Raw genomic sequence first — 23742 nt, 5'->3', positions numbered from 1 at the left:
ACTTTGACCGGCTCGGCACCTAAACTCTTAAGGTGACTACTTTTCATTGTGCCGCTAACCGCCGCTGGTCCGACTCTGCAATCGCGCTCGTTCAAGCGGAGAACAATCGCTCGGCAGATACCCACCTCTATTCGGTGCCGTTGCCGGAACAATGGGGCGTCAAACTTTACCTCAAGGACGAATCCACCCACCGTACTGGCAGCTTAAAGCACCGCTTAGCCCGGTCGCTGTTTCTGTTCGGTTTGGTCAATGGCTGGATCAATGAAGGAACCACCATTGTTGAGGCCAGCAGCGGCAGTACCGCAGTCTCTGAAGCGTACTTTGCCCAGTTACTTGGTTTGCCTTTCGTCGCGGTAATGCCCGCTAGTACCAGTAAGGAAAAGATCGCGCTCATTGAAAAGTTTGGCGGTCGATGCAACTTTGTGCAGCGGGCCGATGAAATGTACGACGCCGCGTCCCGGCTCGCTGCCGAGACCAACGGACATTACATGGACCAATTCACCTACGCGGAGCGCGCAACCGATTGGCGCGGTAACAACAACATTGCTGAATCGATCTTTGAGCAGCTCGCTGCCGAAGAACATCCGACTCCGCGCTGGATTGTGGTCGGCGCCGGCACCGGCGGCACGAGCGCAACCATCGGCCGATACCTTCGCTACCATCGGCACCCCACCCAACTAGCCGTAGTTGATCCAGAAAACTCGGCATTTCTGCCCGGCTGGGAAAATCACGATCCCGAACTAACCACCGGGATGCCCTCGCGCATCGAGGGCATTGGTAGGCCTCGAGTGGAACCCAGTTTTATCCCCGGCGTCATTGATGAAATGTTTAGCGTTCCCGATGCTGGCTCCATTGCCGCGATGCGCCATTTGGCGGACTGGGCTGGCTTACATGCTGGCCCGTCAACCGGAACTAACCTGTGGGGTGTCTGGCAACTGGTTTCCAGGATGGTGTCCAACGGCGAGCGCGGAAGCATCGTTACGCTGCTTTGCGATGCCGCTGATCGTTATCAGGCTAGCTACTACGACGACGCCTGGTTGGCGGAAAAAGGCCTCGCTCCTGCGGCTAGAGAACAGCAGATCGAGGCCTTTTTCCGCACTGGAGAGTGGGCTGATACCGCCGAGAGTTAAATCTCGACGCTTTCCTGAACCGCAAGGGTTCTGAACTCAACGCCGTAACGGGAGCCAAACTGTTCGATTTGGGTAGCCACGAACTTCAACCCTAGTTCCGACAGCAAAGCGTCGTGAATCTAGAATGCTTTGGCTGGCCGAATTGAGGTGACAAAATCCACCACCTCCATGGTTTTTGACCATGGTGCATGAATCGGTACCAGAAGCGTCTCCACCTGTAAGCCATCGGGCACGGTAAAAGAATCGCCGGGGTGATACAAGTTGCCGTCCACCAAATATCCGATGTTTGCCACCGGCATGAGTCTCGGGTTGACCAGAGCGTGCTGACCACCATAAGTCTTGATTGAGAAGCCCGCAGCGTCAAAGGAGCTATCTGGCAAGACCTCATGTACCTGTTCGGATTGAGCTGGATTAGCCGTCTGCAATTCTGCGGCTACCCCGGCAGGCGCATAGATCTGCAATTTTGGATTACTCGCTAATGCCTCAGCGACTACCTCACTATCAATGTGATCAAAATGCTCGTGCGTGATCAGAATCGCATTGGCACCCTTCAGCGCTACTTTCGGTTCTGAAAAACTGCCCGGATCTATCACCAAAACAAAGTCATCTTTTTCTAGGCGGACACATGCGTGAGCAAATTTCGTGAGCAACATGAGATCAGCATACGCCGGAGACTTGGCTTGCCAAGTCTGGGAATACTGCGCTGACTGATAGCCTTGAATATGGGGAATGATGAAGGAGCAGGGGGCCAAAATGGTTGAGATGAGCACACCAGTCAAAGAACAACGAGTCACGAAACAACGACTCGCTGTGAGCGCTGCCCTTGATGAGCTCGATGACTTCGTCAGCACGCAAGAATTACACCGAATTTTGCACGAGCGTGGTGTGTCGGTGTCACTGGCTACCTCATATCGAATCCTGCAGTCCATGGCCGAAGATGGTGCAGTCGACGTCTTGCGCAACCCTGACGGCGAAGCTGTCTATCGCCGCTGCGCCGTGGCTGAGCACCATCATCATCTGTTGTGCCGAAATTGCGGTAAGGCAGTCGAAATCGAAGCACCGGTCGTGGAGAAGTGGGCAGCAAAGGTCGCCCAAGAACACGGTTACACCCAGGTGAGCCACACCGTGGAAATCATCGGTCTATGCCCGGAGTGCACGGCCAGCCAGCAAGCGGCAAAACGCTAAGCTCCTCGCACTGATTAGCTGCAGGCAAGTCTGATCTGGATCAGACCGCGCGCTTTCGCGTGAGCCCGCGCGCCCGGCGTCGTCCGCCTATTAACCGACAGACAAGATAGATGGCAAACGACAGCGTTGTGACATAGGGGCTGATGGGAATGCGTCCGCCCAGCGCCAGCATAATGCCACCGACGGTTGCTCCTACCGCAAAAACCACACTCAGCAGCACCACGATCTTCGGTGAAGTTGCTACTTGCATCGCGGCGGCAGCTGGCGTGACCAACAGCGCCAAAACTAGCAGCGCGCCAACGATTTGAATCGACAAGGCGACGGAAACGCCCAACAAAATCATGAAGCCGATCGACAGGGCGCGAACCGGCACGCCACGAGCTTGAGCTATATCCGCATCTGCACTGGCAAAAGTCAGCGGTCGCCAGATGAGCACCAAAGCAACGATGACCACTGCTGCCGCGATCACCAAGGAGTTGAGTTGCGTAGCATCCACCGAAACGATCTGTCCGGTAAGTAAGCCGAACTTGTTCGCCGCCCGGCCTTGATACAGAGACAGAAACAAGATGCCCAGCCCGAGTCCAAACGGCATCAGCACGCCGATAATTGAATTCCGGTCTTTGGCTCTCACACCCATCAGGCCTAGGATCACCGCGGCGATCACCGAACCAAGCAGCGAACCAGTAATGACATCCGCACCAATTAACAAGGCAAAGGCCGCGCCCGCGAAAGATAGCTCGGCGATACCATGCACCGCGAAGGCTAGGTCGCGCATCATGACAAAGACGCCGATCAAGCCGCCGACGACGCCGATCACCGCACCAGCAAGAATCGAATCCCGGAAAAGCGGAAGCAGTTCACCGTAGTTACTGAAATTGAAGATTTCGCCAAAAAAGGCGACTAAGTCTGGCCAGTTCATCCGGCTTCCTCCCCCGCATGTGAGTGATCTTACGTGGTTGCATCAGGTTGACCAACCACTACGATTCGACCATTACTGCGGAAGACGTCCACCGGCGTTCCGCAAAGATCGCTCAACACCTCAGATGTCATGACTTCGTCCGGAGTGCCCACTCGAAACTTGCCACCGGCAAGATAAAGCACCCGGTCCATGTGCTCAATAATTGGGTTGATCTCGTGCGTGACAAAAACCACCGAGGTGCCCTCTTGGTGTGCCTGCTCGGCTACCAAGGAGCTGACCGCCTTTTGATGTTGCAGATCAAGTGAAAGCAGCGGTTCATCACAAAGCAACAAGGCCGGCTCTGTAGCAAGAGCCTGCGCTACGCGTAGCCGCTGTTGCTCGCCACCGGAGAGAATGCCAACTGGCACATCGGCATACGCCAGTGCACCAACCTTGTCTAAGAGCGCATCAACTCGGTGCCGGTACCGCCGCGAGCCCATCCGGATTCCCCATCGGTCGCCGTCGATGCCCAGACCGACTAGGTCCCGAGCGCGAAGTGGCGTCTGACTGGCAAAGCCTTTTTGCTGCGGAACATAGCCAATATCTCGATTTCCACGCCCTGCGGGTTTGCCAGAAATCTCAATCGAACCGGCACTAAGTTGCTGCAAGCCTAGAAGCACCTTGAGAAAGCTTGTCTTGCCGCTGCCATTTGGACCAAGGACGGCAAAGAATTCACCAGCTTGAATATCAAGATCCAACCCACTCCACAGAGTGCACTCACCATAGCTCAGCGTGGCCTGTCGCAAGCTGAGTACAGTTTTTGGCACCAAGTTAGTGGGCACTGTGGTTGTTGGCACCGGTCACGCTTTCAATTGAGTTCAGTTACTTGACGGCCTTAGCGATGTTTTGCGCGTTCCGCGTCATCCATCCCAGATAATCTTGGCCCTCAGGAAGCGTTTCGGTGAAATTGACCACCGGAACCCCGGCAGTTTCCGCGGCGGCTTTGAGTGACTTGGTCTGCGGACCCTCGGTCTGATCGTTGTAGGCGAGAAACTTTACCGACTTGCTGCTGATCAAATCAGTCGTTTCTTTGAGTACCGCTGGCGGCACGTCAGAGCCTTCTTCAATCGCATGGCTGTATGCTTCCGGTGTTTTGTTAACCAGACCGGCCGATTGCAACATCCAAAGCGGGACTGGCTCGGTAATAGCTACCGGCTGGCCATTAGCTGTCGTTTTGACGCCAGCTAACGTCGTCTCAATATCAGCGAGTGAAGTTTTGAATTTTGCCGCATTCGCAGTGAAGTCCGCCGCATGTGCCGAATCCAGGGCGCCAAGCTTCTCAGCCACGGTGTCTGCAAGCTTGGCGATGGTCGGCAAGGAGTACCACACGTGCTCGTTGAAATCCGCACTGTTTTCCGCAGTCTTTAGGCCGGAAAGATCGACGACGTCGATCAGCTTGGACTTGTCGATTCCGTCGGTCAGCTTGGTAAAGAAATCGTCGTAGCCGCCACCATTTTCAATCAGCAATCCAGCTTTGCTCACTGCCAGCTTGTCTTGCGGTGAGCTGTCATAAGAATGCGGATCCTGGCTGGTGTTAGCGATGATCGAAGTTACTTTGACCCGATCCCCGCCGATTTTCGAGACGATACTGCCGTAGACATTGGTTACCGCAACAACATCAATCGTCTTATCGGAGCCACCGGAGCTACCGGCTGAGCCAGCAGTCGATCCACCGCAGGCGGCCAGTACTAGCGCCAGGCCAAGCGCACCTGCGAGCGCAGACACTGCGCGGAAAGGACGAATTGACGACGTTGATTGATTTTGACGCATGGGGACCCCAAGTTTCTTCAGCAGTTCGCAGCCCGATCAGTTATCGAGAATGATGTGCAACAAGCAAGCTCTCAGCATAGGCTAATCGGAATCATTCGCATAAACGAGACTAAGTAGCTTCCAACCGCGAAGAGATCAGCGCGTCTCTCGCTCCCTGATTTCGCCCACTAGCTCTTCAATCACGTCCTCCAGGAACAGCACTCCGGAAGCTTCGCCGTCGGCAGCAATCACGCGGGCCAAGTGCGAGCCGGTGCGCTGCATAATCTTGAGCGCATCTTCAATTTCCTCAGACTCGTTCAGATTCACCAGGGTTCGAACCCGGGACTCCGCTAGCGACATTTCGTATTCGTCCTCGGGCACGTTCAAAACGTCTTTGATATGCACATAGCCAGTTAGTCCCTTGCCACCTGCCCGATCTTCCAAGACAAATCGGGAGAAGCCCGTGTGACGCACCGCCGCTTCGACATCCAACGGCGTCGAAGTCACCCCAAGCGTGTGCAACGAGGCTAGCGGAACCATGACCTGGCCGGCCGTATGCTCGGAAAACTCGAGCGCTCCACTGAGCAGTCCGGTGCCATCGTCAACCAAACCGTGTTTAGTAGATTCCGCCACAATGGACTGGACTTCCTCCAAAGTAAAGCTCGACGTCACCTCGTCCTTCGGCTCAATTCCGAACAACCGCACTATGTGATTTGCTAGCCAGTTCAACGTAAAGATCACCGGCCGGACGACTTTTGAGATCCATACCAAGGGTGGTGCTAGACACAGCGCAGCTTTATCTGCGGCAGACACCGAAATGTTCTTGGGCACCATCTCGCCGAAGGTTACGTGCAGGAAAGTCACCAGAAGCAACACCAGCACAAACACCGCTGGCAAAGCGACGCTTTCCGGAATGCCCAGATCCAGCACTGGTCCGATGACTAAGTGCTTGATCGCTGGTTCAGCTACGTTCAAAATCAGCAGTGAGGCAACCGTAATACCTAGTTGAGCGCAGGCGAGCATCAGCGAAACGTGTTCCATTGCGTACAACGCAGTGCGAGCACGCGCCGATCCAGCTTCGGCCAGCGGTTCGATCTGGCTTCGCCTTGCACTCATAATCGCGAACTCGGCGCCAACGAAAAAAGCGTTCACCAACAACAGAACAATGAGCCAGACGATTCCTACCCAGTCGTTCATCGCTGTTCCTCCTGCTGAACTGCCAGGCCAAGGACGCCGGGCGCACCCGGGACGAATCGGATCCGATCGACCCGCTTTCCATCCATGCGTTCTACCTCAAGTAAGCCGCCAACAGTTTCGACCGAATCTCCCACTTCCGGAATCCGGCCGAGTCCAGCCATTAAGAAGCCGCCAACCGTCTCATAACTGGCTTCATCCGGCACGCGAAGCCCCGGAATCTGATCGGTAATTTCATCAGGCCGCGTTAGCCCCGGGAAGTGCCAATCCCCTGAAGCGCTCTGCAATACGCCGGGAGTCGTATGGTCGTGTTCGTCTTCTACCTCACCAACAATTTCTTCGACCAGATCTTCCAACGTCGCCACGCCAGCCGTGCCACCATACTCGTCAACAACAACTGCTAATTGCAGGTTTCCAGCCCTAAGCTCGCGCAACAAGGCATCCAAATGGATCGTTTCGGGGACTCGCAGCACATCTTCTTTGATCGTGCCGGCTTGTAACCCTTCACGCTTATCAGTGGGTACTGCAATTGCGCGTTTAACATGCACCACACCACGGATATCGTCGACCGAATCCCCAATAACCGGGAACCGGGAGAAACCTGTTCGCCGCGCAGCCTCGATAACATCAGTCAACGGGGCATCGATATCGATCATCTCGGTCTGAATCCGCGGCGTCATCACATCGGCCGCGGTGCGGTCGGAAAACCTCAGCGACCGGGCCAGAAAGTTTGCTGTACCCGCGTCCAAAGTCCCCATTTCGGCAGACCGCCGCACCAATGATGCCAGCTCCGCAGGGCTTCGAGCACCAGAGATCTCCTCTTTAGCTTCAAAGCCAAAGACATGCAGGACGCGATTAGAAAATCCGTTCAGCAGCACAATCGCTGGTTTGAAAACGGCAGTAAAGACCAGCTGCGGACGCGCCACTAGTTTGCCAATCGCAAACGAACGCGAGATCGCCATGTTCTTGGGCACTAGCTCACCCAGCAACATCGACAGCAAGGTGGCCAGAACCATCGCCACAATTAATGACACGGTATGACTGATCGCTAACGGAATGCCGATTGCGGTCAAAGGCGGGTCCAAAAGCACGCCCAGAGACGGCTCCATCACAAAGCCAGTCAGCAAAGTAGTGAGCGTAATACCCAGTTGGCAGCTAGAGAGCTGAGTAGAAAGTGACTTGAGGCAGCGCAGCAACGGCTCCGCGCCACGATCGCCGTCGTCAACGGCTTTCTGAACCGTGGTCTGGTCAAGCGCCACCAGCGAAAATTCCACTGCGACGAAAAAACCAGTGCCAAGGATGAGCCCTAATCCAAGCAGGAGTAATAGCCATTCCATCTAGCGGTTCACCACCGCGATTGAGTATCCGCGCGCGCAATGCGCTGCAGATGATGGAGGCTGGTCTTCTTGGCCGTATTCGCCGGGCAAATCGCCCAGTAGGGCCGAAATGAGTTGGGCAGAGGCTTCGACAGGAGATGTGCCGGCAAGTGCCGCGACCGCAGGTCGAATCGGCTGCCGGCTCCTAGAGTGGTAGTCCATAGTCTCTCCAGGTTACCGGATTTTCGAGGCAAGTGCGTTCGGATTCGTTTACCAGCTCTGTTGTAACGGACGACCTTCTTCATATCCGGCAGCAGACTGGATGCCAACGAGCGCCTTATCCCGGAACTGGCCAAGATCGGTAGCACCGGCATAAGTCATGGAACTGCGTAGGCCCGAAGTGATCATGTCCAACAGGTCCTCGACCCCCGGACGCAAGGGGTCCAAATACATCTTGGACGACGAGATGCCCTCTTCAAATAAGGCTTTGCGGGCCCGATCAAAAGCGCCTTCGCGCTGTGTTCGGTTCTGTACGGCGCGTGCGCTGGCCATACCGAAGCTTTCTTTGTACCTGCGTCCGGAAGCGTCCACCATGAGATCGCCTGGGCTTTCGTAAGTACCGGCAAACCAAGAGCCGATCATCACTTGGCTTACCCCAGCTGCGAGCGCTAAAGCAACATCGCGTGGATAGCGCACGCCGCCGTCGGCCCAGACGGTCTTGCCCAACTCGCGTGCGGCCTTGGCACATTCCAGCACCGCAGAAAACTGCGGCCGACCAACGGCAGTCATCATCCGAGTAGTGCACATGGCGCCCGGGCCTACACCGACTTTGATGATGTCCGCGCCAGCCTCAATCAAATCGCGCACGCCAGCTGCGCTAACCACGTTGCCGGCGACGATCGGCACTTTGGGCCCAATCTCGCGCACGGCGGCGAGGGCATCAAACATCTTTTGTTGATGCCCATGTGCGGTGTCGATCACCAGGCAGTCCGCACCGCCGTCGAGCAACTCGGCGGCTTTGGCCTGTACGTCGCAGTTGATTCCGACGGCGGCCGCGACCCTCAGCTTTCCTGTCCGATCCACCGCCGGGGCGTAGATTGTCGACCGCAAAGCGCCGGTGCGGGTGAGTGCACCAACCAGTTTGCCCACACGAAGCACTGGCGCGAATCCACCAGGCGCAGCGTCGAGCGTATCGAAGGCTTCTCTTAGCGCTGCAGTGCGGTCTGCGCCGTCAAAGCGTTCCGCATCAAGGGTGATCGGGTTGGTTTTCATGACCGAACCCAAAGAACTGAAGCGATCCACACCTTCACAATCGGCGGCCCGGACCACACCCAAACAAGCACCGCTTTCATCGGTGACTACTACTGCGCCGTGAGCGCGCTTATCGATGAGGTGCAAGGCATCAATCACGGTGTCAGCTGCAGTCAGCGTTACCGGAGTCTCAAAAAGTACATCGCGGGCTTTGACCCACGCAGTGACTTCGCGCAGCACCGACAACGGAATGTCTTGCGGTAAGACCGCTAACCCGCCACGGCGCGCCATGGTTTCCACCATCCGCTTGCCGGTCACCGCCGTCATATTGGCTACCACCAGCGGAATTGTCGTCCCGGTACCATCGTCGCTGGACAAATCGACGTCGAGCCGGGAAATGACTTCTGAGCGTGACGGGACCAGAAATACGTCTGAGTAGGTCAGATCAGGATTTGCGGCGTGCTGGGCACCATCGATGAATCGCATATTTTCAGTCTAGTTGGATCATTGCCTGGCCTACTCAGCCCGGGCAGCCAACCCGGTGATGAAAGCTGCAATCTCGTCAGGATTCTCCTCAGCCATAAAGTGTCCCGAAGTCGTCGGCTGATACGTCGACCCAGGTGCCCATGCACGCCACAGCGCGGCAGCAGCAAATCCTAATTGCGAGCCCCAATCCTGCGAGATAACCCCCACCGGCATCGACAGCTGCGCTCCTTGTTCGCGATCCGCCAAGTCCATCTCAAGGTCCACACTCGCGCTGGCGCGGTAATCGGCAGCGATCGAATCGATGGCGGCGGTCGAGCTGTCGACGTAGTAGTCGTGCTCTTGCTTTGTGAAAGTACTCCCGGTGGGATCCCCCGCCGTAAGGAAGGATCCGAAGAACTCCGCAGCGACGGCACGAATCATCTTTTCGGGTAGCCCAACAGGCTGGGCCATCAGATAGAGATGCCAGGCCACCTTCGCGTTAACTCCCTGCAGTACAGCCCAAGTATCCAGGGTAGGCAGCACATCGAGGATGCCCAGGTAATCGACGACGCCGGGATGGTCTAAGCCGGCGCGGACCGCAACCAAGGCACCGCGATCATGACCAATCAGGCCAAAGTGCGCAAAGCCGAGTTGCGCTGCAACAACCACAACATCCATGGCCATTTCGCGCTTGGAATAAGTACCAGCGCTACTCGCCTCAGGCTTATCGCTATTGCCGTAACCACGCAGGTCAAGGGCTATCACAGTGTGTTCTTGGGCGAGCTTTTCGGCGACATGGCGCCACATATAGTGGGTCTGCGGAAAGCCGTGCAGTAAGACAACGGCTGGCCCTTCTCCACCCACCGCAACATTAATGTTGACTCCGTTGACACCCGGAACGCGGTGATATTTGAATCCATCGATGGTCAATTGATTAGTCATGCTTAGTCCTCATTTTGTGGATACTCGATTGTGGAAGTAGCGAGTTATGCGACGGTGGTGCTAGTTCGGCCCGAGAAGATCCCCGCTGGCAAAGCAGTTTGCCTACCGGCTGACGACTTCAAAGCAGGGATGACGACGGTGTCGATTAGCGCTGCCAGGTACTGTTCGTCAGCCGCCAAGCCATTGACACGCCGAAGTAGCAGTACGGCACCAACTACTTCCTCGAAAGCGAAGGGATCAACGTTTACCGGTAACTCGCCACGAGCTACCGCTGCCTCAATAACTTGAGCCGGAAGGCGTGATCCGGTGGGCCCCACCGAGGTCTCGATGGCCTCGCACAAGTCCGGGTCTTCTAGGCCAGCTTGCAGCAAGAGCATCGCTGTTCGACTATCGGTTGCGCGCATAGTGCGATCAAGCTGTCGGCACAGGCTCAGGAGGTCCCCCCGTAGGTTGCCTGCGTCGACAATCGCTCCTTGATGATCTTGTGCTGGGCCAGCCTTTACCGCAGCAATGACCATCTCGCGCTTGGATTTCCACCGGCGATACAGGCTGGCTTTAGACGTGTGGCAGCGCCGCGCCACCTCTTCAAAGGACACTGCCTCGTACCCGCCCTCAGCGAGCACCATGAGCACGGCGGCGCCAATCCGACGCTCCAACTCGGTGTCTCTGGGCCGCCCTCGTGAGCTCGCCACATCATCTTTAATATACGTAACGTACCGTATCGTAATTGAAGCTCAAGACATTGTCGAATAGGACGTCCAACCACCTCCGCTTGAAGCCCCGGGCACTGATTTGATGTGGTGTGCAACACAGAAATCCGAAACATGCCGTTTTGATTGGATTGTCTGCACTCGCCGTTACTAGAATGATACCCGGACGGCAATGTCTTAAAGCTCATGGAAGAGGCGTATTTCAGGTGCCAGAACAATCCATTCCTCGTTTGACCGAAGAGTTCGGCGGAAACGAATGGCTCGTCGACGAACTGTACGAAAAGTACCGGCAAGATAAGAATTCGGTTGATGAAAAGTGGTGGCCTTTATTCGCTTCCCTCGACGCCGATTCCTCTTCTAGCCAGACTTCAGATGACAGTAACGGTAAGCACGCTGCAGAAAAAGCGGCGGCAGACCCTCGACCGGTTACTCGCCAACTTCCTGTGGTGACTCCGGTAGCTGCAACGCCCGTAGCGGCGGCTCCGGCGGCGACGGCGACGGCGACTGAAGCTCCTGCGCCGGCAGCGGCACCGGTGAGCTCCCCCGGCATCCGGGCTCCGAAGACTGCCACAGCGCCGATTCCGGCCCAGCTGCCGCCAACTGCGAAGAACACCGCAGCTCCTGAAGAGGACAAAGTCGACGTATTGCGTGGACCTGCCAAGGCGATCGCTTCCAATATGATCAGCAGCCTCGAGGTACCCACAGCTACCAGCGTGCGCGCCATTCCAGCAAAGCTTTTGATCGACAACCGTTTGGTCATCAACTCAAACTTGGCCCGGGCCCGCGGCGGTAAGGTCTCGTTCACGCACCTCATCGGCTACGCCGTCATTCGCGCGCTCAAGCAATTCCCTTCCATGAACGTTCATTACGAAGAGCGCGATGGTAAGCCGGTTGCTGTGAAGCCCGCGCACGTTAACTTCGGCATCGCCATTGATATGCCCAAGCCGGACGGTAGCCGTTTGCTTGTGGTGCCGAACATTAAAAAAGCTGAGACGCTTTCCTTTTCCGAATTCTGGCGCACTTACGAAGAGCTCATCAAGCGCGCCCGCAACGGCAAACTGACGGCAGACGATTACGCCGGCACCACGGTTTCGCTGACAAACCCTGGCGGCATTGGCACCGTGCACTCGGTCCCGCGGCTTTCCAAGGGCCAAGCAAGCATCATTGGCGTTGGCGCACTGGACTACCCCGCTGAATTTCAGGGCACCAGCGAACGAATCATCGCCAAGAACGCGATCAGCAAAGTCATTACGCTGACGTCAACCTACGATCACCGAGTCATCCAGGGCGCCGGTAGCGGTGAGTTCCTGAAGCTCGTACACCAGCTCCTTCTTGGTGCAGAGAATTTCTACGACGAGATCTTTGAATCGCTGCGCATCCCCTACGAGCCGGTGCGCTGGAGCCCGGACGTCCAGGTGGATCCGTTTGATCAGATCAACAAGGTCGCCCGGATCCAACAGCTGATTCACGCCTACCGGGTTCGCGGGCACTTGATGGCGGATATTGACCCGCTCGAATATGTGCAGCGCAAACACCCTGACTTGGACGTGCTCAATCACGGTCTAACCCTGTGGGACTTGGACCGCGAATGGCCAACCGGCGGCTTCGGTGGCAAAGACAGCCTGAAATTCCGCGACATCCTTGGCGTGCTCCGCGACGCTTACTGTCGCACCACCGGCGTCGAATACATGCACTTGCAAGATCCGGAACAGCGCAAGTGGTTCCAGGATGAGCTTGAGCACCCTTACTCCAAGCCCAGTCGCGAAGAGCAGCTTCGCATTGTCTCGAAGTTGAACTCCGCAGAGGCCTTTGAAACCTTCCTGCAGACCAAGTTCGTCGGTCAGAAACGCTTCTCGCTCGAGGGCGGCGAATCGCTAATTCCGCTGCTCGACTCGATCTTGTCCGATGCCGCTGACGACAACCTCGACGAGGTCGCTATTGGCCTGGCACACCGTGGCCGACTCAACGTATTGACCAACATTGCGGGCAAGACCTACGCTCAGGTCTTCCGTGAATTCGAAGGAAACGAAGATCCACGCACCGTTCAGGGCTCAGGTGATGTGAAGTATCACTTGGGCACTGAAGGCACGTTCACCTCGTTCAACGGTAACGAAACCAAGGTGTACTTAGCCGCGAATCCCTCGCACCTGGAAGCAGCTGATCCGGTTCTTGAAGGCATCGTTCGAGCCAAGCAGGACGTGCTGGATACCAATGGTGCAAGCTTCGACGTGCTCCCTGTCCTGATCCATGGCGATGCCGCATTTGCTGGCCAGGGCGTCGTTGCGGAAACGCTCCAACTCTCCCAGCTGCGCGGTTACCGTACCGGTGGCACTGTCCACGTGGTGATCAACAACCAGGTTGGCTTCACCACCTCGCCGTCGTCATCGCGGTCTTCGGTTTACTCAACCGACGTGGCAAAGATGATTCAGGCACCAATTTTCCACGTCAATGGCGATGACCCTGAAGCGGTTGTTCGCGTTGCGCAATTGGCATTCAAGTATCGGCAGAAGTTTGCTGCAGATATCGTGATCGACTTGGTCTGCTACCGCCGTCGTGGCCACAACGAGGGCGACGATCCCTCGATGACCCAGCCGATGATGTACAACTTGATCGATGCCAAGCGTTCGGTTCGCCGACTTTACACTGAAGCGTTGATCGGCCGTGGCGACATCACGAGCGAAGAAGCCGAGCAGCTGCTGCGCGATTACCAGGAACGCTTGGAGCGGGCCTTTGCCGAAACGCATGCCGCGCAGACTTCGCCGATTCCGATCATCACCGAAGACTCCAAAGCGGTTTCCGATCTAGAGCGCCCAGTAGCGCAACGCAACTCTGAGCTGAAGCTCTCAACTGACGTGCCAAATGTCAGCCCGGAGATGATTGCGCACATTGGTGCCGTTCAAGCAACGATCCCACCCGAGTTCACCGTGCACCCCAAAATTGAACCACTGCTGAAAAAGCGCGAAGTGATGACGCGCGAAGGCAATATCGATTGGGGTTTCGGCGAATTATTGGCGTTGGGTTCGCTGGCCACTGAAGGAATCCCGATCCGACTTACTGGTCAGGACACTCAGCGCGGCACCTTCGCGCAACGGCATTCGATTCTGCATGATCGCAAAAACGATGCTGAATGGGCTCCGTACCAGCAGCTCACTGATCAGCAAGCCAAGATGATGATCTACAACTCCTCGCTCAGTGAGTACGCAGCGGTTGGCTTCGAATACGGCTACTCAGTGGAACGGACCGATGCTTTGGTCCTCTGGGAAGCTCAGTATGGCGATTTTGCCAACGGTGCGCAGTCAATGGTCGACGTGTTCATCTCCTCTGCCGAGCAGAAGTGGGGGCAACGTTCTTCGCTGGTTATGCTGCTTCCGCACGGCTACGAAGGCCACGGACCAGAACACACCTCAGCTCGCATCGAACGTTATTTGCAGATGTGCGCCGAGGACAACATGATTCTGGCCCAGCCCACCACTCCTGCTTCGCACTTCCACCTATTGCGTCGGCAGGCCTACCTTCAGCCGCGCCGTCCGCTGATCGTCTTCACACCGAAGCAACTGCTGCGTCTCAAGGCAGCTGTTTCACCCGTTGAGGACTTCACTACCGGTGCGTTCCGCCCGGTGATCGGTGAACACCGCCCGCTTGATGGTACCAAGGTATATCGCGTGGTTCTGGTATCTGGTCGCCTCTACTACGACCTGCTCGCGGCGTGCCAAAAGAGCGGCGATGAGTCCACCGCGCTGGTTCGAGTCGAGCAGCTGTACCCCTTGCCAGCTGAGGAAATCAAAGCTGAACTTGCTAAGTATCCGAATGCCGAAGTTGTTTGGGCACAGGACGAACCGGCCAACCAGGGTCCGTGGCCGTACATGGGTCTGAACGTGCCGCAAGCACTAGAGCGCGGCATCCGCCTAGTCTCTCGGCCCGCCTCGGCTTCCACCGCGACCGGTTCAAGCAAGCGACATGCGGTTGAGCAAACGCAGCTGGTAAATCGCGTTCTCACTCGCTAGTTTCATCCCGATGCCCAGTTCGCCATAGCGCGGACTGGGCATCGGCGTGTCTAGACGAGTACTGTTTCAAGAACATCCCCATCAATGAAAAGAAGGCTTGGCGTGGAGCACAGAAAGATTCGGCTTGCCGCAGTAGGCGATGAGCTGTTGGCCGGACACGGCGACCCTCGTGCCTTGGGTTGGGTTGGCAGAGTGTTAGCCCGGACCCCTCAGGAGGAGCTTTCACTCGAGTCGTATTCTTTGGCATGCCCGCAAGAGGGCACCGAAGCACTAGCCGCGCGCTGGCTCTCCGAATCTGGCCGTAGATTCGATGACTTCTACGAGAATCGACTGGTCATCGGTTTGTCTAGCCGAGACATTGAGCTGGGACTTTCGACGGCGCGCAGTCGGCTGAATCTAGCAAATATTCTCGACGGCGCTGCTCAACTCAGCGTGCCAGTGTTCGTCGTCGGCCCACCTCCGGGCCTGGACCCGACGTCGAATAAGAAGCTCAGTGAGCTCAATACCGCCTTCGTCGACGTCACTACCCGACGTCGACACGTCTACGTTGACACTTTCTCGCCGTTACTCAACCATGAGCAGTGGCGCGCCGACTTAGCTGCCAACGGCGGCACGCCTGGCCAAGCCGGTTACGGGCTTATGGCGTGGCTAGTTTTGCATCGTGGCTGGTTCCAGTGGCTTGGGATCCCTGAAGCCGTCTAGTCCCCTACCCCACTTACGCCCCCGATATTGGTGGGAGCCGCTGAAATTTTGGCGGCTCTCACCAATATCGGGGGCGTTTTCGTTAGACGACAATTAAGACGCGATATAGCTTGACCTCTTCGCAAACGCGATATATCGTGGATTCATAAACGCGATATAACTCGACCAGGAGAGATCATGAGCGAACAAGAATCAGTGGACCAAGAATCCACCAGCAAACAATGGAGCGTGGGGTCTGCTCAAACCATCGATGTGGACAACGTCCGCGAGCTACGGGCCGCGATAATTGCTGGTCGAGTTGATGTTATTACGCATGACGAACACACTACTCGGATTGAAATTGCCCAGATCAGCGGGACAGATCTTGAAATTTCGTTCGATAACGGTGTGCTCACCATTGAACATCGGGATCACAATCCGCTCGGTTGGCTCAAACGACTCGGCACATTATCGGGACAACGCATTGTGCTGAGCATCGCGGTGCCGGCGGAAACCACTGTTCGCGCTTCAACGGTAAGCGGCGAAGGTCTCATCAGCGGAACTACCGGCAGCAACGAGCTGAAGACTGTTTCCGGCTCAGTAATGGCCGATGGAACTCGTGGGAGCCTAGATGTGGACACCGTCAGTGGCGAAATCATCGTTCGCAACCACTAGGGCCGCTTCGGTGCCAAAAGTGTTAGCGGCGAAATAACTGCATCGGGAGAACTTTTAGCAGTACGTGCCAAAACTGTCAGTGGCGATCTGAGTTTCGATTTCCATGGCGAGCCCGACTCGCTGGATCTGAACAGCGTCTCTGGCGATGTCACCGTGCGGCTACCGTCCGACGTCGGCGCAGCTCTGGACGTCAAAACCGTGTCCGGTCGAATTATTCTCGACGACCAAAAGTTCTCCGGCACTGGCCAAAAGGTCCGGACCAGCACGGGCCCCCAACAACCGCAACTAAGTATCTCCGGCAGCTCAGTCTCCGGAAATATCTCCGTTGTGCACCAAAACGCATAAATCTAAAAGGAGACCTCACCATGAATGATCAACACTGGAGCATTGAATCTCCCCAGACCCTAGAGATAGATGACGTCACCGAACTCAAGCTGAACGCAGTCGGCGGCAGGTTCGACGTCGTGGTGCACGACGAGCCGGTTACTCGCCTTGCCATCGCTGAGATTTCGGGCGATTCATTAGAAATCCATTTCAGCAATGGGGCGCTACAGATCAAACACGGGCACCACGACGCTAGCCGCTGGCTGGCCAAAAACAATCCGGTCGAATCGCCAAATAGGCTAGTCATCACCATTTCGGTTCCCGCAACAACCGCGATTGACGCCGGAACGGTCAGTGGAGACGGACTGGTTCAAGGGATCAACGGTCGAGTGAAAGTTTCTTTGGTCAGCGGGTCGGTCATCAGCGACTCCACCCAAGGTTCTGTGGCGGCAAATACCGTCTCTGGTGAAGTTATTGTTCGTGATCATCAAGGCGATCTTTCCCTCAATTCCGTTTCCGGCGAAATGACCGCTTCCGGCGCGTTGAGTTCGGTAAAAACTAATACCGGCACTGGCGATGTAACCCTAGATTGCCTGGGTCCCATTCAGAAGATCTCTAGCAACTCGGTGTCCGGCGACTTACTCATCAGATTGCCGCAGCAGCTCGCCGTAGACCTTTCGGCAACCTCGGTGGCCAGCAATATCACTATCAATGACGAATCGATAAGAGTTTTAGGTAACACCAAACGCAGTTTCGGCGAGCGCAGCAACGGAGCGGTGCAAATCAATTGCGTTTCCGTAACCGGTGCCATCTCAGTGGTCAACCAGCTCAGCGGGGTGCAAAACTAATGCCTCCCGTCTTTGCGCATGGCGCCCTGCGACTCTACCTGCTGGCCCTGCTGGAAGAGGGCCCCAAACACGGTTACGACGTGATCAGGGCGCTCAGCGACCGCTTTGGCGGCACCTACTCCCCCAGCGCCGGAACGGTCTACCCTAGGCTAGCCAAGCTTGAGGAGGAAGGACTTGTTGGCACTACAACAGATGGCCGGCGAACAACATACAACATCACCGATAGTGGCCGAGCCGAGCTAGATCGACGCCGGGATGAGCTAAACGAGGTCGAGCAGGACATCTCAGCCTCGGTACGCCGCTTGGCGGACACCTTGCGCCAAGACATCAGGACGAATATGAAGGGCCTACGGGCAGATCTAGCCGCAACGGCCGAAGCTGCCAGAAGTGCGGCTCGAAAGATGCCCGAAGCTGGCCGCTACTCCCCGACAAACCAACGTCTACTCAAAGAGGCGGAGATGTTGTTGCAATCTTTCCGCGACGAGATGCGCGTTGAGTTGCGGCAATATACTCGGCAAGATGTGTTGGCGGAAGTCACTTTGGAAACTGTTCGGACTGTCTTAGACCAGGCCAAAATTGCCATCCGGGCTACTTTGCGCGGCAGCGAAAATCGAAGTTCGGAACCGACAGGAGAATGAGATGCAACTAGTTTGGAACCACCTCCCACCACGCCGCTTCGATGCCGAGACAAGCCGACGGCGGCAGAACCTTCCGCACAATACGACGCAGGGATTGCGGCTAGTGGCAGACAACGACCTGGCCGCGGGCGCAAAAATCGTGGCCTATCAACTTCCCGGTTAGGCCGGACAGCAAAGGTGTGAAAGACTTGGATGCGAATCTTTTTGAGCTCGTTTCAGAGCTCATCTGAAGTATTCAGTATCAATAGAGGAATGGAGGCTGCTATGTCAAAGCGTGCACGCAAGCGTCGTGACCGGAAGCGTGGCGGCGCGAACCACGGTAAGCGCCCCAACACCTGAGACGTGAAAAAGACCCCTTCGGCAAGAATCCGCTTGATCCGAGGGGGTCTTTCTTTTTGTGCTCCCATTCAGTCCCGCTGAATCAGCTATCTGAGTGGGAAGTACCATTTTGTCCCGCTGGGCGGCCGCTGCTCCTGGGAGATAGCCACCAGAAACAACGAGACCGCGTGCCTCAAACTCTAAGAGTTGACTGAGTTCACCGCGTGAATACGCTCCAAAATCGACGCCTTGAGGTTCTCTGGCGCAGCTTCCGTGCAGGAGCGCTTCACGACTGATCGAATGACGCACTCCAAATCGTGTTTACCGGCGCAATCGGCGCAAGTATCCAGATGGTCCTTGATCTCGGCAAGATCATCGCAAGATAACGCGCCGTCCAAATATTCGTAAATCTTTTGGACGCGCGAGTCTTCGCAATCCCCTAGACTCTGGCAGTCGTTCATGAAGCACTTCCCCTAGTTTCAACTCTGTCCTGTGTATTACTCGCCGTGAATCCGCGTTCGGCGGCATAGTCGGCTAGCATCTCGCGCAACATCTTTCGCCCGCGATGCAATCGCGACATCACGGTGCCGATCGGCGTATTCATGATGTCTGAAATCTCTTTATAAGCGAAGCCTTCGACGTCGGCGAAATAGACCGCCAACCTGAACTCTTCCGGAATCGACTGCAATGCCCGCTTCACATCAGAATCTGGCAAATGATCCAAAGCTTCAGCTTCGGCGCTTCGCAGCCCTGATGAGGTATGCGACTCGGCCCGAGCCAATTGCCAGTCTTCGATCTGATCAGACCCAGACTGCAACGGCTCACGCTGACGTTTCCGGTAAAGGTTGATATACGTGTTCGTCAGAATCCGGTACAACCAAGCCTTCAGATTCGTACCTGGCCGGTACTGATGAAAGGCTGAAAATGCCTTCGTATATGCCTCTTGGACCAGGTCCTCAGCATCGGAGGGATTACGTGCCATCCGCATTGCAGCTGAATACAGCTGATCAACGTACTGCATGGCATCACGTTCAAAGCGCACACGACGATCTTCGATCGACTCCGTAGTTGGATCGACCACAAGTTCCTCGGACGCGGAGGTCAGGACTTCATTGCTAGCGTTGCTCATTGTCTTCAAGTCTAGTCTCAGACGCAACGGGTTATCGCCTGCGGTGACGTCAGCTCGTCCAGGCGCTGCCAAACGCAACTCAGCCATGATGTCCTTTTCTCTCGACTTCTAACCATCCAAACTTGGCCGGGAGCGAAATTATTCCGTAAAAGTGCCAGACTAGAACTCACCAGCACCAATCAACAGGAGGCTCTTGATGTCACTCGTCCGCGCCATAGCTCGTCCGTTGCTCGCTTCGAGTTTCATTGTCGGCGGGATCGGCAGAATCCGACACGCGGACGAAACGGCTCAAAACCTGGGCATAGTCCTCCGGCCTGTGGCCAATGCGTTGCCCAAAGCAGACGAAAAACTCGTAGCCCGGGCCATCGGCGGAGTGCAGCTTGGCGCCGGAATTTTACTCGCGGTGGGAAAGCTCCCTCGTTTCGCTGGATTCTTATTGGCGGTTACTTCAACCGTCAACGCCACAGCCGAGTTCGGCTCAGCAGACACCACCACGGCTGAAGGCCGACGGTGGCAGCGTACGCAATTGCTGAAGAACGTCTCTCTGCTTGGCGGAGTCTTACTGGCATCTGTTGATACTGCTGGCAAGCCCGGCCTCGCCTGGCGCGCGGAGCATTTGGCCGAATCTGGCAAAAAGGCTGGCAAGAAGCAATTGAAAAAGACTGCAAACTCGATCTCTGACGCGGTGCAGGGATAGTGAACCAAACCGGAACAATGCTTGAATCCGATAACTTATGGCCAGCCCCGGTTGCAGAAAAGCCCATCTCGGCTGATCTCACGGTACCCGGCTCTAAATCACTAACCAATCGCTATCTCGTTTTGGCGGCGCTTGCCGATGGTCCTTCCCGACTTCGCGCCCCGCTGCACTCACGTGATTCACTCCTGATGGTTCAAGCCTTGCGGCAGCTTGGTGCAGAAATTAAGGAGACGCCGGGGCAAGGCGCTTACGGTCCGGACCTTCTGGTAACGCCGATCAAAGTAGGACAAAAAATCGGTCAAACTGCTATCGACTGTGGTTTGGCTGGCACGGTCATGCGCTTCGTGCCGCCGCTTGCCGCTCTCGTTGAGGGTCTAATCCAGTTCGACGGCGATGAACATGCCCGGCTGCGTCCGATGGGACCGGTGCTGACCTCATTGAGTTCATTAGGCGTCGCTGTTCGACCGGTCAAATCTGTTCAATCTGTCCAATCGGTTCAAGAAGATCACGCCGCCGAAGACGCGAGCCAAAACACGGCTCTGCCGCAAAGCCTCCCCTTCGTACTCGACGCTGCTGGATCCGTCGAGGGTGGCTATATTTCACTCGATTCTTCGGGATCCTCACAATTCGTTTCAGCTTTGCTACTTGCCGCGCCACAGTTCAAAAACGGGCTGCATCTGGAACACCTTGGCAAGCCGGTGCCGAGCCTAGATCACATCGCAATGACTGTCCGCCTGTTACGCGAAGCTGGCGTCGAGGTAGATGATTCGGTACCGAATCATTGGATCGTCGCTGCTGGACCGATCCGAGCCTTCGATGTCATCGTCGAACAGGATTTATCAAATGCTGGCCCGTTCCTTGCCGCAGCGCTGGTGTCCAGAGGCACGGTCCGCATCACGGGTTGGCCAGTTCACACAAGCCAAGTCGGTGATTCTTGGCGCGAAATTCTTACCGCCTTTGGCGCCGACGTCGTCCTGGAGGGCGACACGCTCATAGTGACTGGCGGCGCACACATTAGCGGCGTAGAGCTAGCTGACACCTCAGAACTGGCGCCTACGGTTGCTGCACTCTGTGCCTTGGCCGAGGGACCCAGCAGACTAACCGGCATCGCTCATCTTCGTGGGCACGAGACCGACCGCCTTGCCGCTCTTGCGGCTGAGATCAATGCCCTCGGTGGGCACGTGGCTGAGACTGCCGATGGCCTAATCATCGAGCCACAGCCCTTGCATAGCGGGATATTCCACAGCTACGCCGACCACCGAATGGCTACTGCGGGCGCGATCATCGGTCTTGCAGTGCCCGGCGTCGCCGTCGAAAATATCGCGACCACAGCAAAGACAATGCCGGAGTTTCCCGAACTATGGCACCGGATGTTGGCTCAATAGTGGCCCGCGAATGGGATGAGTCTGATGTTCGGATTCGGCCTAACAAAAAAGGAACTCGTCCGCGAACCAAAGATCGACCAGCGTATTCTGACGCACTCATCGGTCGGATTATCACTGTCGACCGCGGCCGCTATACCGCGATCGTTGACGAAGGACTCGATACTGAACGCGTCTTGATCGCCGCCCGAGCCCGCGAACTGCGTCGCTCACCAGTTGTCGTAGGTGATTTCGTCTCGCTAGTCGGTGATACTTCCGGCGAGCCAGACACTTTGTCTCGATTGGTTCGGATAGAGGGACGCAAAACTCTGTTACGTCGTTCTGCTGATGATTCCGATCCAGTTGAGCGAGTGTTAGTGGCCAATGCGGACCAGCTGGTCATTGTGGTCGCTGCGGCAAACCCCGAGCCTCGCACCGGTTTTATCGACCGCGCACTAGTTGCCGCCTACGATGCTGGGCTCGATCCGATCCTGCTCATCACCAAAACGGATGTGAAAGACCCAGCCGAATTGCTGGCACATTATGAACAGCTCGATTTCACCATCGTGCTCAGCCGAACAATTGGCGTTCAAGCAGAAACTGGATCTGCAGCGTTAGCGAATGACGCAGTGGAAAAACTCAGCGAACATCTAAATGGCAAAGTCTCGGTTCTGGTTGGCCATTCCGGCGTCGGGAAATCCACTATGGTCAACGCACTCACCGGTGCTGCCCGTGCAACCGGCGGCGTAAATTTGGTGACTGGCCGTGGCCGGCATACCTCTTCATCCGCGCTTGCGCTGCCACTCGCCGAAGCTCAGCCCGGTAGTTGGATTATTGATACACCTGGCATTAGATCATTTGGTTTAGCGCATGTTGATCCGGCCCGGATCTTGAACGCCTTCCCTGATTTATTACCGGGCTTGGAAGATTGCCCACGCGGTTGCAAGCACGACGCCGAGGCGCCCGAATGCGGGCTAGACGCTTGGGTTACGGAGGGAAACGCCGGTGAAAGCGGACCAGAACGATTAGCATCCTTCCGCCGTTTGCTTGCCGCAGTGCTGGCAAGTCCGTCGAATACAGGCACGAGCTCGAACTGAGCGAAGAATACTCAGAATTCTTGAAATTTCAGGATAGCGTTGAGGCATGAACTTCGCCCCGCAAGGTTACAACGATGATCTACGCCTCGCGCACGTCATCGCAGACTCCGTTGATGCTCAGACTATGGACCGATTCAAGGCTCTCGATCTGAAAATTGAGACCAAGCCCGACCTGACTCCGGTAACTGACGCAGACAAAAGCGCTGAAGAGGCGATCCGGAGCCAGTTGTCGAGGTCTCGGCCGCGAGATGCGATCTTAGGCGAGGAATTTGGCAGTTCCGGCCATGGATCCCGCCGGTGGATCATCGATCCGATTGATGGTACTAAAAACTTTGTTCGGGGCGTGCCGGTCTGGGCCACGCTGATCTGCTTGGTAGATGAGGGCGTGCCGGTCGTCGGGTTAGTCAGTGCGCCAGCGCTGGGCAAACGTTGGTGGGCTTCTAAAGGGACCGGTGCATTCACTGGAAAATCTTTGGCTGCAGCGAGCAGACTTCGAGTCTCCAACGTGTCAAAACTAGCCGATGCTTCCTTGTCTTATTCCTCGCTTAAGGGCTGGCGTGAGCGGGGCAATCTTTCCGAATTCACTACTTTAATGGATTCCACCTGGCGGAGCCGGGCCTACGGCGATTTCTGGTCGTACTGCCTAGTTGCCGAAGGCGCGGTAGACATCGCCTGCGAACCCGAGCTGAACCTGCACGATATGGCAGCTTTGGTTCCCATCGTGACTGAAGCCGGCGGCAGATTCACCTCCTTGGAAGGCACGGAAGGCCCCTTTGGTGGAAATGCCTTGGCCACTAATGGAATTCTGCACTCAGAAGTATTGCGTCTGCTGAACCCACAGCTGGATCCGCTGATCTAAGCACAAAGCAGTGTTCCGTAACAGTGTGCGAAGACCTGCCTGATTCCTTTAGGCTTGTTTCAGGTCACGAGTGCCAGCGTTAAACCCCGGTTTGCTGGCCGGCAACCCTCCTATCGCGGCGGGGTGCCCCGGGTGACGACCTGGCCGGACCGGAGTGGTCCCGGCAAGCGCGACCTTCCAGGCCTGTCACGGCCAAACAGTGGAGGTTTTC

At 56.3% G+C, this 23742-nt stretch carries 25 protein-coding genes and 1 riboswitch; of the genes, 14 read left to right on the top strand and 11 right to left on the bottom strand.

Annotation, left to right across the window (positions count from 1 at the left end):
• Window positions 1–32 precede the first annotated feature (32 nt).
• Window positions 33–1130, top strand: a complete 1098-nt coding sequence (gene cds1, locus RSAL33209_RS06075) for an L-cysteine desulfhydrase Cds1 (protein WP_012244823.1) — start codon at window positions 33–35, stop codon at window positions 1128–1130.
• Window positions 1131–1249: 119 nt separating this feature from the next.
• Here the strand turns inward: cds1 and RSAL33209_RS06070 are convergent, their stop codons facing one another.
• Window positions 1250–1783 carry an MBL fold metallo-hydrolase gene (locus RSAL33209_RS06070; RefSeq protein WP_012244820.1) on the bottom strand — a complete coding sequence of 178 codons (534 nt, stop codon included), beginning with the start codon at window positions 1781–1783 and terminating at the stop codon, window positions 1250–1252.
• A 100-nt stretch (window positions 1784–1883) separates the two neighbouring features.
• Here RSAL33209_RS06070 and RSAL33209_RS06065 point away from each other — a divergent pair, with 100 nt between their 5' ends.
• Entirely contained in the window at window positions 1884–2315 is a 432-nt protein-coding gene (locus RSAL33209_RS06065) for a Fur family transcriptional regulator (protein ID WP_012244819.1), read from the top strand.
• 40 nt (window positions 2316–2355) lie between these two features.
• Here RSAL33209_RS06065 and RSAL33209_RS06060 read toward each other — a convergent pair whose 3' ends face one another.
• The 8 genes from RSAL33209_RS06060 to RSAL33209_RS06020 form a co-directional block, all read right to left on the bottom strand.
• Window positions 2356–3234, bottom strand: coding sequence for a metal ABC transporter permease (locus RSAL33209_RS06060; RefSeq protein WP_012244818.1), 879 nt, complete (start codon window positions 3232–3234; stop codon window positions 2356–2358).
• Between the two features lie 29 nt (window positions 3235–3263).
• Window positions 3264–4070: a metal ABC transporter ATP-binding protein gene (locus tag RSAL33209_RS06055; RefSeq protein ID WP_012244817.1), complete on the bottom strand. Its 807-nt coding sequence runs from the start codon at window positions 4068–4070 to the stop codon at window positions 3264–3266.
• Window positions 4071–4095: 25 nt separating this feature from the next.
• Window positions 4096–5043, bottom strand: coding sequence for a metal ABC transporter solute-binding protein, Zn/Mn family (locus tag RSAL33209_RS06050; protein WP_012244816.1), 948 nt, complete (start codon window positions 5041–5043; stop codon window positions 4096–4098).
• Window positions 5044–5178: 135 nt separating this feature from the next.
• A complete protein-coding gene (locus RSAL33209_RS06045) occupies window positions 5179–6219 on the bottom strand; it encodes a hemolysin family protein (RefSeq protein ID WP_012244815.1) in 1041 nt (346 codons plus the stop codon).
• Window positions 6216–7553, bottom strand: coding sequence for a hemolysin family protein (locus tag RSAL33209_RS06040; protein ID WP_012244814.1), 1338 nt, complete (start codon window positions 7551–7553; stop codon window positions 6216–6218). The genes RSAL33209_RS06045 and RSAL33209_RS06040 overlap by 4 nt, the downstream gene beginning before the upstream one ends.
• Before the next feature lie 249 nt (window positions 7554–7802).
• A complete protein-coding gene (gene guaB1, locus RSAL33209_RS06030; protein WP_012244812.1) occupies window positions 7803–9269 on the bottom strand; it encodes a GMP reductase in 1467 nt (488 codons plus the stop codon).
• A gap of 30 nt (window positions 9270–9299) precedes the next feature.
• Window positions 9300–10190, bottom strand: coding sequence for an alpha/beta fold hydrolase (locus RSAL33209_RS06025; RefSeq protein ID WP_012244811.1), 891 nt, complete (start codon window positions 10188–10190; stop codon window positions 9300–9302).
• 44 nt (window positions 10191–10234) lie between these two features.
• Window positions 10235–10882 (bottom strand): TetR/AcrR family transcriptional regulator, encoded by a 648-nt coding sequence (locus RSAL33209_RS06020; RefSeq protein ID WP_012244810.1) that lies wholly within the window; start codon window positions 10880–10882, stop codon window positions 10235–10237.
• Between the two features lie 224 nt (window positions 10883–11106).
• Here RSAL33209_RS06020 and RSAL33209_RS06015 point away from each other — a divergent pair, with 224 nt between their 5' ends.
• The 8 genes from RSAL33209_RS06015 to RSAL33209_RS19995 all read left to right on the top strand — a co-directional run bounded on the left by RSAL33209_RS06015 (window position 11107) and on the right by RSAL33209_RS19995 (window position 18409).
• Entirely contained in the window at window positions 11107–14904 is a 3798-nt protein-coding gene (locus RSAL33209_RS06015; protein WP_041684533.1) for a multifunctional oxoglutarate decarboxylase/oxoglutarate dehydrogenase thiamine pyrophosphate-binding subunit/dihydrolipoyllysine-residue succinyltransferase subunit, read from the top strand.
• 102 nt (window positions 14905–15006) lie between these two features.
• Entirely contained in the window at window positions 15007–15606 is a 600-nt protein-coding gene (locus RSAL33209_RS06010) for a GDSL-type esterase/lipase family protein (protein WP_041684531.1), read from the top strand.
• A gap of 177 nt (window positions 15607–15783) precedes the next feature.
• Window positions 15784–16260, top strand: coding sequence for a hypothetical protein (locus RSAL33209_RS17500; RefSeq protein ID WP_012244807.1), 477 nt, complete (start codon window positions 15784–15786; stop codon window positions 16258–16260).
• A 33-nt stretch (window positions 16261–16293) separates the two neighbouring features.
• Window positions 16294–16605 (top strand): DUF4097 family beta strand repeat-containing protein, encoded by a 312-nt coding sequence (locus RSAL33209_RS17495; protein WP_114597588.1) that lies wholly within the window; start codon window positions 16294–16296, stop codon window positions 16603–16605.
• Between the two features lie 20 nt (window positions 16606–16625).
• Window positions 16626–17432: a DUF4097 family beta strand repeat-containing protein gene (locus RSAL33209_RS06000; protein ID WP_012244805.1), complete on the top strand. Its 807-nt coding sequence runs from the start codon at window positions 16626–16628 to the stop codon at window positions 17430–17432.
• Window positions 17432–18070 carry a PadR family transcriptional regulator gene (locus RSAL33209_RS05995; protein WP_012244804.1) on the top strand — a complete coding sequence of 213 codons (639 nt, stop codon included), beginning with the start codon at window positions 17432–17434 and terminating at the stop codon, window positions 18068–18070. Before RSAL33209_RS06000 ends, RSAL33209_RS05995 begins: the two co-directional genes overlap by 1 nt.
• A gap of 1 nt (window position 18071) precedes the next feature.
• Window positions 18072–18233, top strand: a complete 162-nt coding sequence (locus tag RSAL33209_RS17490) for a hypothetical protein (protein WP_155116076.1) — start codon at window positions 18072–18074, stop codon at window positions 18231–18233.
• A 101-nt stretch (window positions 18234–18334) separates the two neighbouring features.
• Window positions 18335–18409, top strand: a complete 75-nt coding sequence (locus tag RSAL33209_RS19995; RefSeq protein ID WP_369299106.1) for a 50S ribosomal protein bL37 — start codon at window positions 18335–18337, stop codon at window positions 18407–18409.
• A 179-nt stretch (window positions 18410–18588) separates the two neighbouring features.
• Here RSAL33209_RS19995 and rsrA read toward each other — a convergent pair whose 3' ends face one another.
• Both rsrA and RSAL33209_RS05985 read right to left on the bottom strand, forming a co-directional pair.
• Window positions 18589–18849 carry a mycothiol system anti-sigma-R factor gene (rsrA, locus tag RSAL33209_RS05990; RefSeq protein WP_012244803.1) on the bottom strand — a complete coding sequence of 87 codons (261 nt, stop codon included), beginning with the start codon at window positions 18847–18849 and terminating at the stop codon, window positions 18589–18591.
• Window positions 18846–19517 (bottom strand): sigma-70 family RNA polymerase sigma factor, encoded by a 672-nt coding sequence (locus RSAL33209_RS05985; protein WP_174258556.1) that lies wholly within the window; start codon window positions 19515–19517, stop codon window positions 18846–18848. The genes rsrA and RSAL33209_RS05985 overlap by 4 nt, the downstream gene beginning before the upstream one ends.
• Before the next feature lie 196 nt (window positions 19518–19713).
• Here RSAL33209_RS05985 and RSAL33209_RS05980 point away from each other — a divergent pair, with 196 nt between their 5' ends.
• Genes RSAL33209_RS05980 through hisN form a run of 4 tightly spaced genes read left to right on the top strand, consistent with a single transcriptional unit; the run spans window position 19714 to window position 23531 of the window.
• Entirely contained in the window at window positions 19714–20214 is a 501-nt protein-coding gene (locus RSAL33209_RS05980; protein ID WP_041684529.1) for a DoxX family protein, read from the top strand.
• Between the two features lie 17 nt (window positions 20215–20231).
• A complete protein-coding gene (locus RSAL33209_RS05975) occupies window positions 20232–21599 on the top strand; it encodes a 3-phosphoshikimate 1-carboxyvinyltransferase (protein WP_041685281.1) in 1368 nt (455 codons plus the stop codon).
• Window positions 21575–22672, top strand: a complete 1098-nt coding sequence (gene rsgA / locus RSAL33209_RS05970) for a ribosome small subunit-dependent GTPase A (RefSeq protein ID WP_114597586.1) — start codon at window positions 21575–21577, stop codon at window positions 22670–22672. Before RSAL33209_RS05975 ends, rsgA begins: the two co-directional genes overlap by 25 nt.
• Window positions 22673–22718: 46 nt before the next feature.
• Entirely contained in the window at window positions 22719–23531 is an 813-nt protein-coding gene (gene hisN, locus RSAL33209_RS05965; RefSeq protein ID WP_012244798.1) for a histidinol-phosphatase, read from the top strand.
• A gap of 62 nt (window positions 23532–23593) precedes the next feature.
• Window positions 23594–23707, top strand: a riboswitch (SAM riboswitch).
• The last annotated feature ends 35 nt before the right edge of the window (window positions 23708–23742 follow it).

The sequence above is a fragment of the Renibacterium salmoninarum ATCC 33209 genome (assembly GCF_000018885.1).
GTDB classification, from domain to species: Bacteria; Actinomycetota; Actinomycetes; order Actinomycetales; family Micrococcaceae; genus Renibacterium; species Renibacterium salmoninarum.
This window is presented reverse-complemented; position numbering and strand designations above follow the sequence as displayed.

What these genes read in the sequence shown, in the direction of transcription:
- RSAL33209_RS06070 (WP_012244820.1), bottom strand. Translation starts at nt 1,783, where the DNA reads ATGTTGCTCACGAAATTTGCTCACGCATGTGTCCGCCTAGAAAAAGAT.
- RSAL33209_RS17490 (WP_155116076.1), top strand. Translation starts at nt 18,072, where the DNA reads ATGCAACTAGTTTGGAACCACCTCCCACCACGCCGCTTCGATGCCGAG.
- RSAL33209_RS06045 (WP_012244815.1), bottom strand. Translation starts at nt 6,219, where the DNA reads ATGAACGACTGGGTAGGAATCGTCTGGCTCATTGTTCTGTTGTTGGTG.
- RSAL33209_RS05995 (WP_012244804.1), top strand. Translation starts at nt 17,432, where the DNA reads ATGCCTCCCGTCTTTGCGCATGGCGCCCTGCGACTCTACCTGCTGGCC.
- guaB1 (WP_012244812.1), bottom strand. Translation starts at nt 9,269, where the DNA reads ATGCGATTCATCGATGGTGCCCAGCACGCCGCAAATCCTGATCTGACC.
- RSAL33209_RS06050 (WP_012244816.1), bottom strand. Translation starts at nt 5,043, where the DNA reads ATGCGTCAAAATCAATCAACGTCGTCAATTCGTCCTTTCCGCGCAGTG.
- RSAL33209_RS06025 (WP_012244811.1), bottom strand. Translation starts at nt 10,190, where the DNA reads ATGACTAATCAATTGACCATCGATGGATTCAAATATCACCGCGTTCCG.
- RSAL33209_RS06065 (WP_012244819.1), top strand. Translation starts at nt 1,884, where the DNA reads ATGGTTGAGATGAGCACACCAGTCAAAGAACAACGAGTCACGAAACAA.
- RSAL33209_RS06060 (WP_012244818.1), bottom strand. Translation starts at nt 3,234, where the DNA reads ATGAACTGGCCAGACTTAGTCGCCTTTTTTGGCGAAATCTTCAATTTC.
- RSAL33209_RS05975 (WP_041685281.1), top strand. Translation starts at nt 20,232, where the DNA reads ATGCTTGAATCCGATAACTTATGGCCAGCCCCGGTTGCAGAAAAGCCC.
- hisN (WP_012244798.1), top strand. Translation starts at nt 22,719, where the DNA reads ATGAACTTCGCCCCGCAAGGTTACAACGATGATCTACGCCTCGCGCAC.
- RSAL33209_RS05980 (WP_041684529.1), top strand. Translation starts at nt 19,714, where the DNA reads ATGTCACTCGTCCGCGCCATAGCTCGTCCGTTGCTCGCTTCGAGTTTC.
- RSAL33209_RS06040 (WP_012244814.1), bottom strand. Translation starts at nt 7,553, where the DNA reads ATGGAATGGCTATTACTCCTGCTTGGATTAGGGCTCATCCTTGGCACT.
- RSAL33209_RS05985 (WP_174258556.1), bottom strand. Translation starts at nt 19,517, where the DNA reads ATGAGCAACGCTAGCAATGAAGTCCTGACCTCCGCGTCCGAGGAACTT.
- RSAL33209_RS06000 (WP_012244805.1), top strand. Translation starts at nt 16,626, where the DNA reads ATGAATGATCAACACTGGAGCATTGAATCTCCCCAGACCCTAGAGATA.
- RSAL33209_RS17500 (WP_012244807.1), top strand. Translation starts at nt 15,784, where the DNA reads ATGAGCGAACAAGAATCAGTGGACCAAGAATCCACCAGCAAACAATGG.
- rsrA (WP_012244803.1), bottom strand. Translation starts at nt 18,849, where the DNA reads ATGAACGACTGCCAGAGTCTAGGGGATTGCGAAGACTCGCGCGTCCAA.
- rsgA (WP_114597586.1), top strand. Translation starts at nt 21,575, where the DNA reads ATGGCACCGGATGTTGGCTCAATAGTGGCCCGCGAATGGGATGAGTCT.